This window comes from Alkalihalobacillus trypoxylicola (assembly GCF_001590785.1).
GTDB classification, from domain to species: domain Bacteria; phylum Bacillota; class Bacilli; order Bacillales; family Bacillaceae_D; genus Alkalihalobacillus; species Alkalihalobacillus trypoxylicola.
This window is the reverse complement of sequence record NZ_LTAO01000012.1, coordinates 269,044-285,160: the sequence shown is the minus strand read 5'-3', so window position 1 is coordinate 285,160 and position 16,117 is coordinate 269,044. Positions and strand designations below refer to the sequence as shown.

Sequence of the window (16,117 nt, the reverse complement as noted above, 5' to 3'; positions counted from 1 at the left end):
ATCTATAGAAGTAGCAAGCCGTTAAGCTTGTTTGTCCATTTATCTTTATCAATAAAAGAATGTCAGATTCGGATTCCTCATTTTAAAAAAAGATTGTAAAACAAAAAAACCCCCACTATTTTTTTGCCAACGGCTGTAAAGTAGGGGATTCTAATTTAGACCAAAAAAAACTTATGAGAGAATGTTCCCAACTAATCTTACCAATAGGTTGGAAACTCTGTCAGTCACTTAAGGTGTGCTAAGCATGACCTCATTAATCATCCATTCGTAAAACCGCCATAAAGGCTTCTTGAGGGACTTCTACACTACCAACTGACTTCATACGCTTTTTACCTTCTTTTTGCTTTTCTAACAATTTTCTTTTACGTGATATATCTCCACCATAACATTTAGCTAAAACATTTTTTCTCATCGCTTTAATAGTAGAGCGAGCAATAACTTTTTGTCCTATACTCGCTTGCACAGGCACTTCAAATTGCTGACGTGGAATTAACTCTTTAAGTTTTTCGACGATAATTTTTCCACGTTCATAGGCAGAATCACGATGAACGATGACGGATAAAGCATCCACTGTCTCAGAATTTAGTAAAATATCCATCTTCACTAATTTCGATTGCTTGTAGCCTATTAATTCATAATCAAAGGACGCGTATCCCTTTGTATTAGATTTTAATTGGTCAAAGAAATCATAAACAATTTCAGATAAAGGAATTTCGTAGACAATTTGCACGCGATTTTCATCGAGATACTGCATATCACCAAAAATCCCTCGCTTACCTTGACAAAGCTCCATAACTGCCCCAACAAAATCGTTAGGAACCATAACCTTAGCTTTGACATAAGGCTCTTCAACATACTCGATTTTTTGTGCATCAGGCATATTCGCTGGATTATCGACCTTTAAATCTTCTCCACTAGTCATTGTGACATTGTAGATAACACTTGGAGCTGTAGTAATAAGAGTAATTCCGAATTCTCTCTCTATTCTTTCTTGGATAATTTCCATATGAAGAAGCCCTAAAAAGCCACATCTAAATCCAAACCCTAAAGCCTGTGAGGTTTCTGGTTCATATTGTAAAGATGCATCGTTTAGCTCTAGCCTCTCTAAAGCCTCTCTTAAATCATTATATTCATTTGTATCTACTGGATATAAACCACAGTAAACCATTGGATTCATTCTTCGATAGCCTGGTAAAGGTTCAGAAGCTGGATTTTTCGCACTTGTAATCGTGTCACCAACTCTTGTATCTCCAACATTTTTTATCGCCGCTGAAAGAAATCCAACATCCCCTACAGTTAGTTCATCTCTTTTGTCAGCCTTTGGCGTAAATACTCCTAATTCAGTTACCTCAAATTCTTTTCCAGTTGCCATCATCCGAATTTTTTGGCCTGGCTTGACCGTTCCTTCGATAATTCTTATATAAGCAACTACACCACGATAAGAGTCATACAAAGAATCAAAAATCAATGCTTTCAATGGAGCTTCAGGGTCACCCGTTGGAGCCGGAACCTTTTCTACGACCTGCTCTAGTATGTCCTCTATCCCGATACCATTTTTAGCAGATGCCAATACGGCCTCCGATGCATCTAATCCGATTACATCTTCTACTTCTTGCTTCACACGATCCGGCTCAGCACTTGGTAAATCAATTTTGTTAATGACCGGTAGAATTTCAAGGTCATTATCCAATGCTAAATATACATTGGCTAACGTCTGTGCTTCTATTCCTTGTGCTGCATCTACAATTAAAAGAGCACCTTCACAAGCCGCTAAACTTCTTGAAACCTCGTACGTAAAATCAACATGCCCAGGGGTGTCAATTAGATGAAAAATATACTCTTCTCCATCTTTTGCCGTATAAGTCAACTGGACTGCATTTAATTTAATGGTTATACCTCTCTCACGCTCTAAATCCATGGCATCTAACGTTTGCTCCTTCATTTCCCGCTCTGTTAGTGCACCTGTTTTTTCTAGGATACGATCAGCTAAGGTAGATTTCCCATGGTCAATATGAGCAATAATAGAAAAGTTTCTAATTTTATTTTGTCTTGCTCGCCTTTGTTCGTTATTCATTCACGTCACTCCTAATATACGTACAGCATAAACTATTCCTCATTATAGCAAGCGATGAAGTACTGTTCAATCTTTTGTTTCAATCGTATGTTCTAAATAAGCAATAGCCCATCATCAAAGTAGAGTTAATATCTATTCCTAAATTTAAGACTCGTTATTTTTTTCTGCATTTAATACCTCTTCAAAAAAAGACATAATACTAGCCAAGAAGCTTCGACTAATCGTATTAAAGCTTTCTGATAGCTGACCACCAATATCTGAAAAAAAATTGTAATATCCGATTTCCTCTGTCTGTTTTTTCTTAGCAATCAAATCTTGAGTTGGCGGAATCCCTTGACTTTTATCCTTCTCTTTTTCTTCTACTTCTAAAGCCTGCTCTTTCGTTGACCATTCTAGAGGTACAGGAACAGAGAGCTCTGCTTTTTCATTCATATATTGAGCCATTGATAAAGCACCTAATAGTAAGGTAAGAGCAGTTAATGCGACGACCACCATCATCTTTTTCATAAAGCCCCTCCATTACGTCTACTGTTGTTCAAAAAAGAATTCAGAAAATACCTTCGAAATGGCTTCTGTGCTTCGATATACTTCATCTAAACTATTATCAATTCCACCCATTTCAAGCAATAATGAGTCAACAGGCAAATCCTGATTAAAAATTCCGTTTGTTTCAGGACCCTCTCGTAAGATAACTCCTCGACTTATTCCTGGGTATTGATCTTCTAGCATTTGTTCAATTTTCTTAGCAAGCTCTAGGCTACTTTCGAAATCTGGATGGTTCCCACCTACAACAAACATAATTTTCGCATATTCTTCACCATTAATCGTCACAGCCGTTTTGTCTCTTCTTGCACTATCACGATGGATATCGATTACATATTGAATTTCTTCCTCTTGATCAAGTGTTTCTGTTATATACTCACGAGATGCCACATAAGAACGGTTATACTTCCAGCCTCTTTCTTTTACTAGTCGCTGAACATCCCTTTCCTCAACAATTGTTCCAATTCCACGGTCCTCAAGTTCCCCAGCCATTTTTTCGCTCACTAAAGTAACATTAACTTTGGAATGATTCGCCTCATTCGGTACATTTGTTTCTAACTCCGGAAGATAGGATTCGTGATTGTGAGCGTTAATAATATAAACGGACTTTTTATCCTCAGGTGTTCGACTTTCTCTTTCCTCTTTTTCTTTCTCTAATTCCTCAAGCTTTGCTAAGCCTTCTTTAGTTGCTTCCCTCTCCGCTAAAATCACTTCTAATGGGGGAGCAGATTCACTGATAACGTCCGTATAGTTTGTCCCATCTCTGGCAATAATAACTTCTCCGCCATAGTAACTCAAACCAGGTAGCTCTCTACCTAGTAAGCTTCGAGGATCATTTGGTTTAATATTCGTCACTAATTCAAAAAATGCTTGTCCAACTTGTACGGTTTCACTTCCTTCTGGAAGCACAGAAGCAAAATACTGATTTTCCATTCCCATTAGTTGCAAAAAATGGGCTCCTGTCATGTCATTGGACCATTTATATAGTGACGAAGATTTAAGGGCTTGATCGGGAGCAACGGATGTTAGCATTCCTGTTATAATAAAGAGCCCTATTAAACCTATAATCATAAAGGCTACTATTTTTTTCACACTCGTATTGGGTTTACTATAGATTCCAATTGGTCTACGCTTCATGGTTACACCCTTTCCAATCCCTAGCCTTTGAAATAAAGCCAAAGGCTTGTACTATTAAAAGAATATGATGTGAAAACACAGTTAGAACCAATGATTTCGGTTTTTATCATATAAATACTTCAAACTAAAAAAGGCCAAGCAACCGTAGTTACTTGAACCTGTCTTCTTAATGAGTATAAAACCCTGCGTTACCTTGATTAATGTTTTTATGTAGCGCTGCGTTCATTCCTGCTGCAATAACATTAGCCATATCCTCTATAAATACATCAATTTCTTTAGGTGTGACCATTAAATTGTGACCTAAAGGGGCTAGTACTTCTTGAATCAACTGCCTTTTTTCATCTTCTTCTAAGTTGCCAATGATTCCTAAAATGGTCTCTCTTTTTTCTTCTGATGGTAAATCGTCATCTGTTAATTTTCTTTTCTCTCCAAAACTCATCCCAGCAGGTACTAAACCTCTAGATGGAGCTCTTCCTTCTTTCATTTCTTTCCCGAAGTGTTTTAGTACAAAATCAATCGTATCACTCGTTATCGAGACTGCATCTACAACAGTTGGAATTCCAACTGCTATCACAGGGATCCCTAAAGTATCTTTACTCAAGTCTTTGCGCTTATTTCCTACTCCACTTCCAGGATGAATTCCTGTATCTGAAATTTGAATCGTCGCATTTACTCGTTCTATAGACCGTGAAGCAAGTGCATCAATGGCTATAACAAAATCCGGCTTCGTCTTTTCTATAATTCCAAAAATCACATCACTTGTTTCAATTCCAGTTAACCCCATTACACCCGGCGATAAAGCACTAACAGCTCTAAATCCGTCTTGGACTTGCTCAGGAGCTAATTCAAATAAGTGTCTTGTAATCAGTAAATTCTCAACAGCAATAGGGCCTAATGCATCAGGTGTAACATTCCAATTACCTAAACCAACAACCAAACAAGAATCCGTTTCTTGAATTCCGACTTCGACTAAAAATTGATGAAAATGCTCAGCAAATACCTTTTCCATTACATCCTGTTTTTCAGTATCCTGTGTTCTAATTGCCTGAGATTCAAAAGATAAATATTTACCTGGTTTTTTGCCTAATCGCTCGGCCCCTTGCTCCGTAATTTCGACCCTTGTAATTAAAATTCCATCTACCTCTTGTTCATTAACCAGTACACCATTTATAGAGGGCGTTTGCTTGGTTTGTTCTACCTCTTGCTTTTTCTCCTCTTCTTCTAGAGCAATTTGATGAGCTTCTAGTGCTAAGTCTGTTCTAAGTTGGTATTTTTCTAAATTAAGATGGTCATTATTAGACATTCTTCTTCCTCCTCACAGCTTTTCATCCACTATCATTAGCGTTTCCTGCTACTTTACTTTTCATTCTTCTATTGCAATTCTCGTCTGTTTTTGATAGAATGCAGATTGTTGTACTGATGATATTCGTGATAGTATCATGCCTTTAATAAAGGAAATGAAACCATTTAAAATGGATCAAAAACAGCTACTGTTACATGCAGGAGGTGAAAGATATGCCAAATATTAAATCAGCTATTAAGCGTGTAAAAACAAATGATAAAAAACGCGCACAAAACATCGCGACTAAATCTGCTTTACGCTCTGCGATTAAAAACTTTGAAGCTGTTGTAGAAGCTGGAGATGCTGAAAACGCAAAAACTGCTTTTGTTTCTGCTACAAAGAAGCTTGATAAAGCAGCAGATAAAGGACTTATTCACAAAAATGCAGCTTCTCGTCAAAAATCTCGTCTTGCGAAGAAATTAAACGGTTTAACTGCGTAATTGAATATAAAAAACGACTCGAATATTCGAGTCGTTTTTTATTTTAATGAGCTAATTTAAAAATATACAATTCTACGGCAAGTGCTTTCTCAATTTTACCGGTTTTGATTGAATAATCACATTCTGCCGCTTCTTTCATTAGCTGTTTTAATTGGGCTTCTTCAAATAAATGTACTTTTTGACTAGCTAATTTTACTACATACGGATGGAGCTTGACTAATTGTGCCATTTCCTTATGTGAGTACCCTCTTTTTAAAAGCTCCTTCACTTGATAATAGATTCGAATTTGCCTCGTTAAAAGCGATAATATTTTTAACGGCTCTTCTTTTTGTCGTAATAAATCATGAAATATGATAAGGGCTTTTTCCGTCTGGTTCGTAATCGCTAAATCAATTAAAGCAAATATATCCTGTTCTAACGTCCTCGACACAAGAAGCTTTACCATATCTTCTGTAATTTCTTCACCTTCACCCGCATATAGTGCTAGCTTATCGATTTCCTGAGTGAGCAAAAGTAAATTAGTACCAACTCTCTCCATCATTTGTTCAGCTACATTCATCTCGAGCGTCACATTTCGTGTTTTCGCTTCTGTAATCAACCATTCTTTTAATGTTTTTTCATCGAAAGTATTAGCTTCAACAACCGTTGTTTTTTTCAATAGCTTTGTTAATTTTTTTCTTTCATCAAGCTTTTCATATGGAGCTAGTATGACAAGAATCGTTTCTGGCGCTGGATTCTCTAAGTATCTTTCCAATTGTTTGAAATCATGATCGAATTTTGAGTCGATTTTTTTACTGGAGACTGCGTAAAAATCCTTAATTACGATTATTTTATTTCCTCCAAAAAAAGACATCGTTTCAGCTTCTTCCACGATCACCTCTATTGGGGTTTCTGATAATGGAAAGTTCAAGATGTTTGGTTGCTGTTCTTTCGTTTGTACGTAGTTTATAAGTTGTTGCAAAAAATCCTCCATCAAAAACGATTGATTACCATGTATAAAATAAACAGATTCGATTTTCCCTTGTTTTATAGCTTTTTTCTGTGATAAATAATTCATATTCATTCCCCAATTCAGTGACTGTATCGTAAATTTTTCGTTTCATTCATCTTTATTTTATATTGAGTGAATTTCATAATGGCTCTATAAACGAATAAAACCGAACGTTTCTTATATGTTTTAAACATTAGCGAATTCACTTCTTGATTATAACGGTAGGGAGTGACTCCCAAAGGATCAGAGCGCAGTCTGAAGATCCACTCTGGCGAAGCTCTGCGTAGTCAGAGTTAGCTGAAGACAAGCCCTTGGGAAAGCATCTACCTAAAGTGAAAATCAAAAAACAAATCGTTCGGTTTTCGTTATAAAGATGTCTTGAATGTTTTTGAATTCACTTGTTGATTATAACGGTAGGTAGTGACTCCCAAAGGATCAGTGCAGTCTGAAGATCCACTCTGACTTAGCTCTGCGTAGTCAGAGTTAGCTGAAGACAAGCCCTTGGGAAAGCATCTACCTAAAGTGAAAATCAAAAACCTAATCGCTCGGTTTTCGTTATAAAGATGTCTTGAATGTTTGTTCATTAACTTGTTGATTGTAACGATAGGTAGTGACTCCCAAAGGATCAGCGCAGTCTGAAGATCCACTCTGGCGACGCTCTGCGTAGTCAGAGTTAGCTGAAGACAAGCCCTTGGGAAAGCATCTACCTAAAGTGAAAATCAAAAAACAAATCGTTCGGTTTTCATTATAAGATATGAATGATGAAATGGATTCATATTAATAGCTTATTTAATTTCCCTTTATTGTACAAGCTAATTATGGAGATAAATGAAACAAAAAATCAAGTCAGAAAATTGAGAAGGGGCTTAGCTCTCTAAAAGCTAAACCCCATTTATGATAAACGTCAAAAGAGAAGTACCTAGGCATCCTTCTTTTCGACGATAATCAATTTCATACTGTTAGGATATCCTATGCAAATTTAAACTATAGGTGACAACTCTTAACAATACAGGTAGAAGAAAGCTGGTATAAGAAAGGATCCTTAACCGAAAATAAAGAATAGATCAATAAACAGAGAAAAACCCGTATAAAACATGATATTTCTTAACAATCTCGTCACAAACAAACTAGATTTTTCATGAATCATCACGTATACTTAAAGTTGAATAAGGAGGGATACCAGATGAATCATTTTGAAGAAGATGTTCAAGAGAAACGCAATGACGCTATAGATTCTGGTGTAGGCTTCGTTGTTTCATTCGTATTTTTTGCGCTTATTTTTGTAGTCGCATCAGCGGTTGATGTGTTCAGCCATCTGTAGAAGGTACATATTCAACCAAAAGCAAAAAGGACTTCTTGCCGCATGCATAGAAAGTCCTTTTTTTGCCTTAATATTTTCATTGCATCATCTGATTTATATTGATCTTTCCTTGCTTTAATTTAATCTCTACCGCACCATCTTGATCGGTTCGATATATAGTAACCTGATGTTCTTCAAGTGTCTCAATCACTTTAGGATAGGGATGGCCAAAACGATTATTTCTTCCCGCAGAAATCAATGCTAGACTTGGTTCTATTTGGCTCACAAAAGGGATCGTGGTTGACGTTTTACTACCGTGATGACCTACTTTTAAAATATCCGCTTTTAACTGAGGATAATTTTCGATCACCTTTTGTTCACCCTCTTCTTCTAAATCACCCATAAATAATAACGAGATTCGTTCCATGTACAAATATAAGACAATTGATCTCTCGTTTCTACCTTCCTCATCTCCAGATGGAGACAGTACTTTAAAGTAGGCATTCCCTTCTTTCCATTTATCCCCTTCTCTTACAAAAGTTAAGTTTGACTGATGTTGACTCCATATTTTAAATAAATTTATCTCACCTTCATCTAATTCTCCTACCGGATATATAATTTCATCAACGGCTATGTGTTTTAATAATCCTTCAACTCCACCTACATGATCGTAATCACCATGCGTCAAGATTAATTTATCAATCTTACGAATTCCTTTTGCTTTTAAAAAAGGAACCAGAATATCTTCCCCTACTTCAAATGCAGAATTTCTAATTTGCCATTCCTCTTTAGGAAAAGATATCGTTCCACCTGTATCAATTAAATAAACAGCTTTACGATAAGGAAATTCAATTAAAATGCTATCCCCCTGACCAACATCAATCATAGTAACCGTTGCATGGCTTTGTAAGTAAGGGTTAATGAAATGAAACGTTATTAATACAGTCCACACAACCAATAGTTTTCGTATCCAATAATGCGGCTTTCTTTCTAATAGCACGAGTGTATAAATCATTATGGTACATAAAGCAAATAGAACGAAGCTAGACGGCCTTCCAAATAAGATATATACATTCAATTGTGATTCTATCCAAATTAAAAATCGATGAATGAACAACATAACAGGGTCTATAAAATGAATGAGGTGATAAGTTATCACTGGAAGAATTAAATAAAGTAAATAACTCGCTAACACAAAAGGTAAAACAATTAAACTAATAAAAGGGATATAAATAAGATTTAAAGGCAGCTGGAACCAAGATTGCTCGTAGAAATGATACACAATAAATGGAAAAGAAAGAAACTGACATAATGCAGATACGACTATTAATCGATAAAAATAATGGGTGGAAAAGCTTTGTATCCAAGTAGCGGAGAGAATAAGACCGAAGGATATAGCAAAGGATAGCTGAAACCCTAATTGAAAGATCGCATAAGGATCGAGCATTAAATATAGAAAAAAGACAATGGAAATACTTAAAAGGGGCTCTAATTTCTTTTGAAACCGCCAAAAGCAAATCGCTATAAAAGTCATGGCTGTAGCTCTTAATACAGGTGGGGCAGCTCCAGCGAAAATAGCATAAATTGGAAGGAATACTAAAAGCAGCTCTTGTGCTCTTTCTCTCGTAATACCTATTCTAATCATAGAATAAAATAACGCAGCAACAATAATACCGACATGCAGCCCTGAAATAGCAAGTAAATGTAAAATCCCTAGCCTTTGGTAAGCATTAATGACATCCGTCTCAAAGTAAAAACGGTCTCCAAATAACAGCGCAATCATTAAACTAGACATTTCCAAATGAAGAGATTCTAGTTTCTTCATTTGGTTTTGTCTATATTGCTGAAAGCTATAGTAAAGAGATGGATTCGTATTCTTACAGCTAATAGGACCATCTATGTTATAAACCCAATGTATTTTGTTTTGATAAAGAAATTCAGCATAATCAAAAGCATAAAAGTTTGTAGCAGAAGAAGGGATTTCTAAATTCCCTTTGACCCTACACCGCTCTCCGGGTTTTATTTGTTCAAGTTGCTCTTTATATTTCTGTTCTTTTATATAGCTGACTACTTGTAGCTTTTCGTTCTCTTCAGTTCGAACGGTCATTGAAAGCCGGTCTCCATCTAATCTAGGTATCATGATAGGAACAATAGTCGTTTCTAATAAACCTTCCTTATACATGCTCTCGTTTGTCTGCTCATGTATAAAAGCAATACCAATGAATACTAGGAAAAAAGCCAAGGAATATATCCACTTTACATATGAAAGGTTTTTCAAAAAAAGAAGGTATACGACGAGGAGAAAAAAACAAAATAAAAGAAGAAGGCTCGGACCTTTGATTATCAAGAATAATCCGAGCACTGTTGAACATATACAAGCTATAATAATTGAATTCAAAACACACCTCCTTATGAGTGAGAAGGATTTGGTGTATAAAGAGCTCTAGTCTGATCAATAAGGTCCATTAACTCACTTTGTTCAATTCCAGCCTCTTCAAGCTTATGTAGCAAATCTGTAGTTAATTGAAGCTTTTTTTGAAAATCACGATCTAAAACCGTTTCATCTAGCTCAACTTGAATCAACTCTACTCCAGCCTGTGAAAAAAGTTCCTCTGCATAAGGATGATTTTTGTAATCCTCCGCATAATAAACCTTTTTTATCCCAGCCTGTATAATTGCCTTTGTACAATGTACACAAGGAAAATGAGTAATATAAATCTCTGCACCATCGGTTCGAACACCAAATTTGGAGCATTGAAGGAGGGCGTTTATTTCAGCGTGAATGGTTCTGATGCAGTGATTATCCACAACATAGCAACCATCATCTATACAATGCTCGGAGCCCGTAACAGAACCATTATAGCCTCCTGCAATGATTCTTTTATCTCGAACAATCGTTGCTCCCACCATTAAACGAGTACAGGTACTTCTTAATGATAATAATTTACTTTGCGCCATAAAATATTGATTCCATGAAATTCGTTCCAACTTGTCCACTCCTCTAGGTTAGCTAGCTCTTTTCTGTCTAACCATAGTTTATTGAAAAGAGCTAATAACCGTCAAGATCAACCTAAAAATTAGTAGTATTCATCCATCATAGATTGACTTAGTTAGTAACTTTGGGTTTATTCTAAATATTGACTTTTCATTAAAGCTTGGTCTAAATCAGCGAAAATATCAGCACTATTTTCAATCCCAATTGATAAACGAATAAGCTCTGGCTTAATTCCTGCTTTTCTTTGGTCCTCTTCGTTTAATTGCTGATGTGTAGTGCTTGCAGGATGGATTACTAAAGATTTAGCATCCCCTACATTTGCAACATGAGAAAACAGTTCTAAAGCATCGATAAATCTTTTCCCTTCTTCAATGCCTCCTTTTATACCAAAGGTTAATATGGCACCTTGACCGTTCGGTAAATATTTTTGCGCTAAGTCATACGATTTATGAGAGTTCAGCCCTGGATAAGAAACCCACTCTACCAATTCATGGGTCTCTAAATAACGAGCAACTTTTATCGTATTTTCACAATGTCTTTCCATTCTTAAATGGAGCGTTTCTAATCCTTGCATAATTAAAAAAGCATTCATAGGAGCGATGGCAGGACCTAAATCTCGTAACAATTGTACCCTTGCTTTTAAAATATAGGCTAATGGGCCAAGAGCCTCCGTAAAAACTAAACCGTGATAACTCGGATCGGGTTCTGTTAAGCCTGGAAATTTACCATTTCCCCAATTGAATTTTCCGCTGTCTACAATCACACCACCAATCGAAGTCCCGTGCCCTCCCATAAATTTAGTAGCAGAATGGATGACAATATCAGCACCAAAGTCTATAGGCCGACATAAAAAAGGGGTAACTAAAGTAGCATCTACCATTAATGGTAGATCGTGCTCATGAGCCAGTTGCGAGAGGCTTTCAACATCTAAAACTTCTCCATTAGGGTTCCCTATCATCTCAGCAAAAACGAGTTTTGTTTTAGAGGTTATCGCTTTTCTAAAATCCTCTGGATTATTTCCTTCTACAAAATGAACGGTAATTCCAAGTTTTTTAAATGTATGAGCAAATAAATTGTAGGTTCCTCCATATAAACCACTAGAGGAAACAAGCTCATCTCCCGATTCACAAATATTTAAAATAGCTAAATGAATAGCAGAGCTTCCGCTTGCTGTAGCAAGGGCACCAATACCACCTTCTAATTCGGCAACTCTTTTTTCAAACGCATCCTGAGTCGGGTTCATAATTCTCGTATAAATATTTCCAAATTCTTTTAAGCCAAATAAATTGGCCGCATGATCACTATTTTTAAATCCGTAAGAGGTCGTTTGATATATCGGTAATGCTCTCGATTGTGTAGTAGGATCTATCTCTTGACCTCCATGAATAGCGATCGTTTCCAATGCTCTCTTTTTGTCTGTCATGATTTACTCTCCCTTCACATCACATTTCATCCATATGCTATAATTATCATCGTATTAGATGATTACATTCATTTTATCAGAACTTTTTATAAATTCACTCTTTTTTATTGAGCCTTAATAGATTCTCTTAATTGTTCAAAAGATTTTTCTCCTATACCTGATACCTTCTTTAAATCTTCAATCTTTTCAAATGGACCATTTTGTTCACGATACTGTATGATTTGTCCCGCTTTTGCAGGACCTACTCCAGAAAGTTGCTGCAATTCACTTTCAGTTGCTGTGTTAATATTTACTTTTCCATCATCTCGTTCATTTAATTCAAAAATTCCTGCTGCTATCGCTTCCTCTCCTTCCATTTCCCCCTCTGTTGGGATATAGAGGACCATCTCATCTTTTAAAAGGGCTGCTAGATTCACTCTTTGCTCATCTGCATCTTCTCTTAAACCACCAGCTTTTTCGATAACCTCATAGACCCTTCCACCATCACTCATTAAATATATGCCTGGCATATTGACAGCTCCCTTTAGGTCAACGACGATTTCTTGTGGTAATATTTGAGCATCTTCGTCCTCAAAACTACTCTCTATATCCTTTGATTCAGTGAGAAATAGCCAATCCGTATCACTCTTTGCTTGATTATGAGATTTCATAAAAAAGCTCCCTCCTATTAAAACCATAAGTAATAAGCACCCAATAGTAACCAGCATCCAGGCATTTTCCTTTTTTAACCATTTTATTTGATTCATAAAATTAAACCCTTTCCATTTGTACTCGAACCCTATTTGGATTTGCCGCATGAATGAGTCAATCGACTTTACGAATAAATTTTTATCATAACTAAACCATTTCCACATACATTTAGTACTAGTGCAGAGTTAGCTGAAGACTGCGCTGATCCTTTTGGAGTCACTACCTACCGTTTCAATCAAGAAGTTAATTCGCAAACGTTTAAAACATATTTTATAAGAAACATTCGGTTTTATTCGTTTATAGAGCCATTATGAAATTCACTCAAATGAGAAAAAAGGGGGGGAAAAGGTGAAGATAGGAATAATCGGAACAGGTAGCATGGGGACCATTTTAATTGAGTCATGGATAGATTCAAAGAAAATATGTTCTGAGCAATTCATTATATATAATAGAAGTCACGAAAAAACAGCTGAAATTGAGAATAGATTTCCCTCCATCACTGTAGCTACAAATGCAAAGCAAGTTTTGAGTCAGTCAGATATTTGTTTTATTTGTGTTAAACCACCTCAATTTCCAACTGTAATCAATGAAATAAAAGAGGTAGCTACTAAAGACCATTTTATCGTCTCGATCACGAGTCCAATCACAGTCTCACAGCTGGAAGAGCAAATAGATTGCAAAGTGGCTCGGGCTATTCCGAGCATTTTAAATCGAGTTCAGTCCGGCTCTTCTTTAATAAGCTTTGGCGATAGTTGTACAGCAAGTGACCAAAAAATCCTAAAAGAATTAATGAACAGTATTTCGGAACCTTTACTTATTCAAGAGGACATAACAAGAGTAGCATCTGATATTATTTGCTGCGGTCCTGCGTTCTTCAGTTATTTACTACAAGAATTCATATATGGAGCGGTAAGACAAACAAACATTTCAGAAGAAGAAGCAACCATTTTAGCCACTGATATGTTAATTGGAATGGGAAAGCTATTAGAGAAAAGGCACTTTACTCTCACTACTTTACAGGAAAGGGTCTGTGTCCCTGGAGGAATTACGGGAGAGGGATTAAAGGTATTGGAAAATGAGTTAGGGTCTCTGTTTGACCATTTATTTCAACAAACACATGCAAAGTATGATCAAGAACGCATCAAAATTAATCAACTTTTCCAAGAGTAAAAAAGAGGTAACCTTCTAATGGTTACCTTTTTTAATAATTCTATATGGACAGCTTCTTTCCTGCTACTTTTTTACAGCTTTAAAGAAAATTCTTTCACTTTCTTCACAAGGTGCTTCAGCTCGAAAATCAGCTTCAATTTTTTCCACTACAAAGCCGATTTCCTCAAGCCACTCTTTATAATTAGCGATAGGATAAGTTCTTTGAAAGTGTAATTCTTCATGTCTTTGATAAAGGTTGTCCTCATTTTTTACAAAGAAGGTTAGTTCATGCTCGATGCTTAATACTTCTTTCCCTTCAAAGGAATTCCATATATACGATATTTCGTCTCCGTCATCAGCAAACGTCTGATTACTATAAACATTAGTGATTTTATAAGGAGAATGAACATCAAATAATAGCATACCACCCGTTTTTAGTTGCTGAAAAAAAGAGGTAAAGGCCGATTTAACATCTGTTTCCGTTTTTAAATAATTTAAAGAATCACAAAATACCGTAATGACGTCAAACTCTCCTATAAAAGGGAGACTCGCCATATCCTGCTCTATTAAAAAAGGAGTTAAACCAAGTTTGTCTGTCTTTTCTTTTGCCACTAAAAGCATTTCAGAAGATAAATCTATCCCTGTGACATTAGCTCCCTCTTGCCCGTACCTAATCACCATTTCGCCAGTTCCGCAGCCTACATCCATTATATCTAAACCTTTTAAGGCTGGATTACTATTATTTTTGACATAGTCGAGCCATCTGTCGTAAGGAGCTTCTGACATTAGATGGTCATATAAAGCAGCAAAAATCATGTAATTCATTTCTGCTCCTTTGCATAAGTCCAGCCATCTTTTTGTTCAATCTTACCTTCTTTTAATAACTTTCCTAACGCTCGTTTAAAAGCGCCTTTACTTAGTTGAAAACGAGCCTTAATATCATCAGGGTTACTTTTATCTGAATAAGGCATCGCTCCTCCACGTTCAATTAGATAAGAGAAAATTCGTTCAGAATCTTCCTTCTGCTGAACAGAGCGTATGGGCTTTAAGGATAAATTAATACGACCATCTGGACGGACATATGCTACTCTTCCCGTTATAAATTGACCATAACGAGGTTTTTCAGTCATTTCATCGTGATGTATAAAGCCTAAATAACCCTCTTTCGATAATAATAATGCTCCATCATCCAAATAATGATAAACAAAACCTGATACCTCTTCGTTTAAGAGCGTTTCAGGAGCTTCCGTAGCCTGCTCTTCAATTGGTTTTCCTCTTAACAGCTTTGCCATCATACGACCTCTTTTGTCCCAAGTGATAGTGACAGGCAGTTTATCACCTTTTACAGGCCAGAAGCCACGGTCGCTTGGAAGTTCGTCCATCGATAAGAAGAGATCTCGGCGAATTCCATTAAACAAAAAGACACCGTGTCCAGTTCGAACTCCTACCACTTCCAACCAAGCATATTCACCAACTGATATAATCGGCTCTTCCATCGTGGCAGCTAATCGACCTTCGTGATCATGATAAAGGAAAACATTTATTTTCTGACCAACTTCTATATCTGTTGTTACATCATGGTTGTGTAATAAGATATCTTCTGAATCCGCTTTTAAAAAATATCCAAAATTCGTCTTTCTTTCCACTGGCAATGTAACATTATAACCCGGTTTAAACTCCATTATTTTAAAACACCTTCTAATTCAATAACGGGCGCATCTCCCCATAATTTTTCCAAATTATAATAAATACGCTCATCTTTATGAAAAATATGAACAACTGTATTACCAAGATCGATAAGCACCCAGCGTGCTGTATCATAGCCCTCTAAACGTTTAATGTCTAGACCGTTTTCTTGCATCACCTTTTTTAATTCATGAGCAATAGCTTGCACTTGTTTCTCTGAATTCCCTTGGCAAATAATAAAGTAATCTGCAATGGGCGAAATTCCTTGCATATTTAAAGCAACAATATTTTGAGCTTTTTTATCATCAATACTTTGCACCGCTAATGAGAAAATTTGATCGTTAATC

The 16,117-nt window shown here is 36.3% G+C and carries 15 protein-coding genes; 3 read left to right on the top strand and 12 right to left on the bottom strand.

What is annotated here, in order from left to right:
• Window positions 1-253: 253 nt before the first annotated feature.
• The 4 genes from lepA to gpr form a co-directional block, all read right to left on the bottom strand.
• Window positions 254-2,074: a translation elongation factor 4 gene (gene lepA / locus AZF04_RS08500; protein ID WP_045486024.1), complete on the bottom strand. Its 1,821-nt coding sequence runs from the start codon at window positions 2,072-2,074 to the stop codon at window positions 254-256.
• Window positions 2,075-2,218: 144 nt separating this feature from the next.
• A complete protein-coding gene (locus tag AZF04_RS08495) occupies window positions 2,219-2,581 on the bottom strand; it encodes a hypothetical protein (RefSeq protein WP_061948354.1) in 363 nt (120 codons plus the stop codon).
• A gap of 18 nt (window positions 2,582-2,599) precedes the next feature.
• Window positions 2,600-3,754: a stage II sporulation protein P gene (spoIIP, locus tag AZF04_RS08490; protein ID WP_045486029.1), complete on the bottom strand. Its 1,155-nt coding sequence runs from the start codon at window positions 3,752-3,754 to the stop codon at window positions 2,600-2,602.
• A 166-nt stretch (window positions 3,755-3,920) separates the two neighbouring features.
• Window positions 3,921-5,057, bottom strand: coding sequence for a GPR endopeptidase (gene gpr, locus AZF04_RS08485; protein ID WP_061948353.1), 1,137 nt, complete (start codon window positions 5,055-5,057; stop codon window positions 3,921-3,923).
• A 212-nt stretch (window positions 5,058-5,269) separates the two neighbouring features.
• Between gpr and rpsT the strand changes: the two genes are divergently transcribed.
• Entirely contained in the window at window positions 5,270-5,536 is a 267-nt protein-coding gene (gene rpsT / locus AZF04_RS08480; RefSeq protein WP_045486035.1) for a 30S ribosomal protein S20, read from the top strand.
• Window positions 5,537-5,579: 43 nt separating this feature from the next.
• Here the strand turns inward: rpsT and holA are convergent, their stop codons facing one another.
• Window positions 5,580-6,593: a DNA polymerase III subunit delta gene (gene holA, locus AZF04_RS08475; RefSeq protein WP_061948352.1), complete on the bottom strand. Its 1,014-nt coding sequence runs from the start codon at window positions 6,591-6,593 to the stop codon at window positions 5,580-5,582.
• Between the two features lie 1,117 nt (window positions 6,594-7,710).
• Here holA and AZF04_RS20635 point away from each other — a divergent pair.
• The gene (locus tag AZF04_RS20635) at window positions 7,711-7,848 is read left to right on the top strand and encodes a YqzM family protein (RefSeq protein ID WP_045486040.1); all 138 of its coding nucleotides are present in this window, start codon (window positions 7,711-7,713) and stop codon (window positions 7,846-7,848) included.
• A gap of 76 nt (window positions 7,849-7,924) precedes the next feature.
• Here AZF04_RS20635 and AZF04_RS08470 read toward each other — a convergent pair whose 3' ends face one another.
• The 4 genes from AZF04_RS08470 to AZF04_RS08455 form a co-directional block, all read right to left on the bottom strand.
• Complete coding sequence (locus AZF04_RS08470; protein ID WP_235599965.1) at window positions 7,925-10,189, bottom strand: DNA internalization-related competence protein ComEC/Rec2; 2,265 nt, start codon at window positions 10,187-10,189, stop codon at window positions 7,925-7,927.
• 47 nt (window positions 10,190-10,236) lie between these two features.
• Entirely contained in the window at window positions 10,237-10,815 is a 579-nt protein-coding gene (locus AZF04_RS08465) for a ComE operon protein 2 (RefSeq protein WP_061948350.1), read from the bottom strand.
• Window positions 10,816-10,952: 137 nt separating this feature from the next.
• Window positions 10,953-12,248, bottom strand: coding sequence for a homocysteine synthase (locus AZF04_RS08460; RefSeq protein ID WP_153017238.1), 1,296 nt, complete (start codon window positions 12,246-12,248; stop codon window positions 10,953-10,955).
• Window positions 12,249-12,349: 101 nt separating this feature from the next.
• Window positions 12,350-12,895, bottom strand: coding sequence for a helix-hairpin-helix domain-containing protein (locus AZF04_RS08455; protein WP_161485258.1), 546 nt, complete (start codon window positions 12,893-12,895; stop codon window positions 12,350-12,352).
• Between the two features lie 388 nt (window positions 12,896-13,283).
• Between AZF04_RS08455 and comER the strand changes: the two genes are divergently transcribed.
• Window positions 13,284-14,105, top strand: a complete 822-nt coding sequence (gene comER / locus AZF04_RS08450) for a late competence protein ComER (protein ID WP_061948347.1) — start codon at window positions 13,284-13,286, stop codon at window positions 14,103-14,105.
• A 63-nt stretch (window positions 14,106-14,168) separates the two neighbouring features.
• Here the strand turns inward: comER and AZF04_RS08445 are convergent, their stop codons facing one another.
• From AZF04_RS08445 to rsfS, 3 genes are read right to left on the bottom strand one after another with little or no spacing between them, the layout of a single operon-like run.
• On the bottom strand, window positions 14,169-14,909 hold the full coding sequence (locus AZF04_RS08445; protein ID WP_061948346.1) for a class I SAM-dependent DNA methyltransferase: 741 nt from the start codon (window positions 14,907-14,909) through the stop codon (window positions 14,169-14,171).
• Window positions 14,906-15,766, bottom strand: coding sequence for a CvfB family protein (locus AZF04_RS08440; protein WP_045486060.1), 861 nt, complete (start codon window positions 15,764-15,766; stop codon window positions 14,906-14,908). The genes AZF04_RS08445 and AZF04_RS08440 overlap by 4 nt, the downstream gene beginning before the upstream one ends.
• Window positions 15,766-16,116 carry a ribosome silencing factor gene (gene rsfS / locus AZF04_RS08435; protein ID WP_412459204.1) on the bottom strand — a complete coding sequence of 117 codons (351 nt, stop codon included), beginning with the start codon at window positions 16,114-16,116 and terminating at the stop codon, window positions 15,766-15,768. Before rsfS ends, AZF04_RS08440 begins: the two co-directional genes overlap by 1 nt.
• Window position 16,117: the final 1 nt, after the last annotated feature.

Excerpts from the sequence above, each read along its gene's own strand:
- AZF04_RS20635 (WP_045486040.1), top strand. The coding sequence starts at position 7,711 with ATGAATCATTTTGAAGAAGATGTTCAAGAGAAACGCAATGACGCTATA.
- AZF04_RS08455 (WP_161485258.1), bottom strand. The coding sequence starts at position 12,895 with ATGAAATCTCATAATCAAGCAAAGAGTGATACGGATTGGCTATTTCTC.
- AZF04_RS08495 (WP_061948354.1), bottom strand. The coding sequence starts at position 2,581 with ATGAAAAAGATGATGGTGGTCGTCGCATTAACTGCTCTTACCTTACTA.
- AZF04_RS08440 (WP_045486060.1), bottom strand. The coding sequence starts at position 15,766 with ATGGAGTTTAAACCGGGTTATAATGTTACATTGCCAGTGGAAAGAAAG.
- holA (WP_061948352.1), bottom strand. The coding sequence starts at position 6,593 with ATGAATTATTTATCACAGAAAAAAGCTATAAAACAAGGGAAAATCGAA.
- lepA (WP_045486024.1), bottom strand. The coding sequence starts at position 2,074 with ATGAATAACGAACAAAGGCGAGCAAGACAAAATAAAATTAGAAACTTT.
- AZF04_RS08445 (WP_061948346.1), bottom strand. The coding sequence starts at position 14,909 with ATGAATTACATGATTTTTGCTGCTTTATATGACCATCTAATGTCAGAA.
- rpsT (WP_045486035.1), top strand. The coding sequence starts at position 5,270 with ATGCCAAATATTAAATCAGCTATTAAGCGTGTAAAAACAAATGATAAA.
- spoIIP (WP_045486029.1), bottom strand. The coding sequence starts at position 3,754 with ATGAAGCGTAGACCAATTGGAATCTATAGTAAACCCAATACGAGTGTG.
- gpr (WP_061948353.1), bottom strand. The coding sequence starts at position 5,057 with ATGTCTAATAATGACCATCTTAATTTAGAAAAATACCAACTTAGAACA.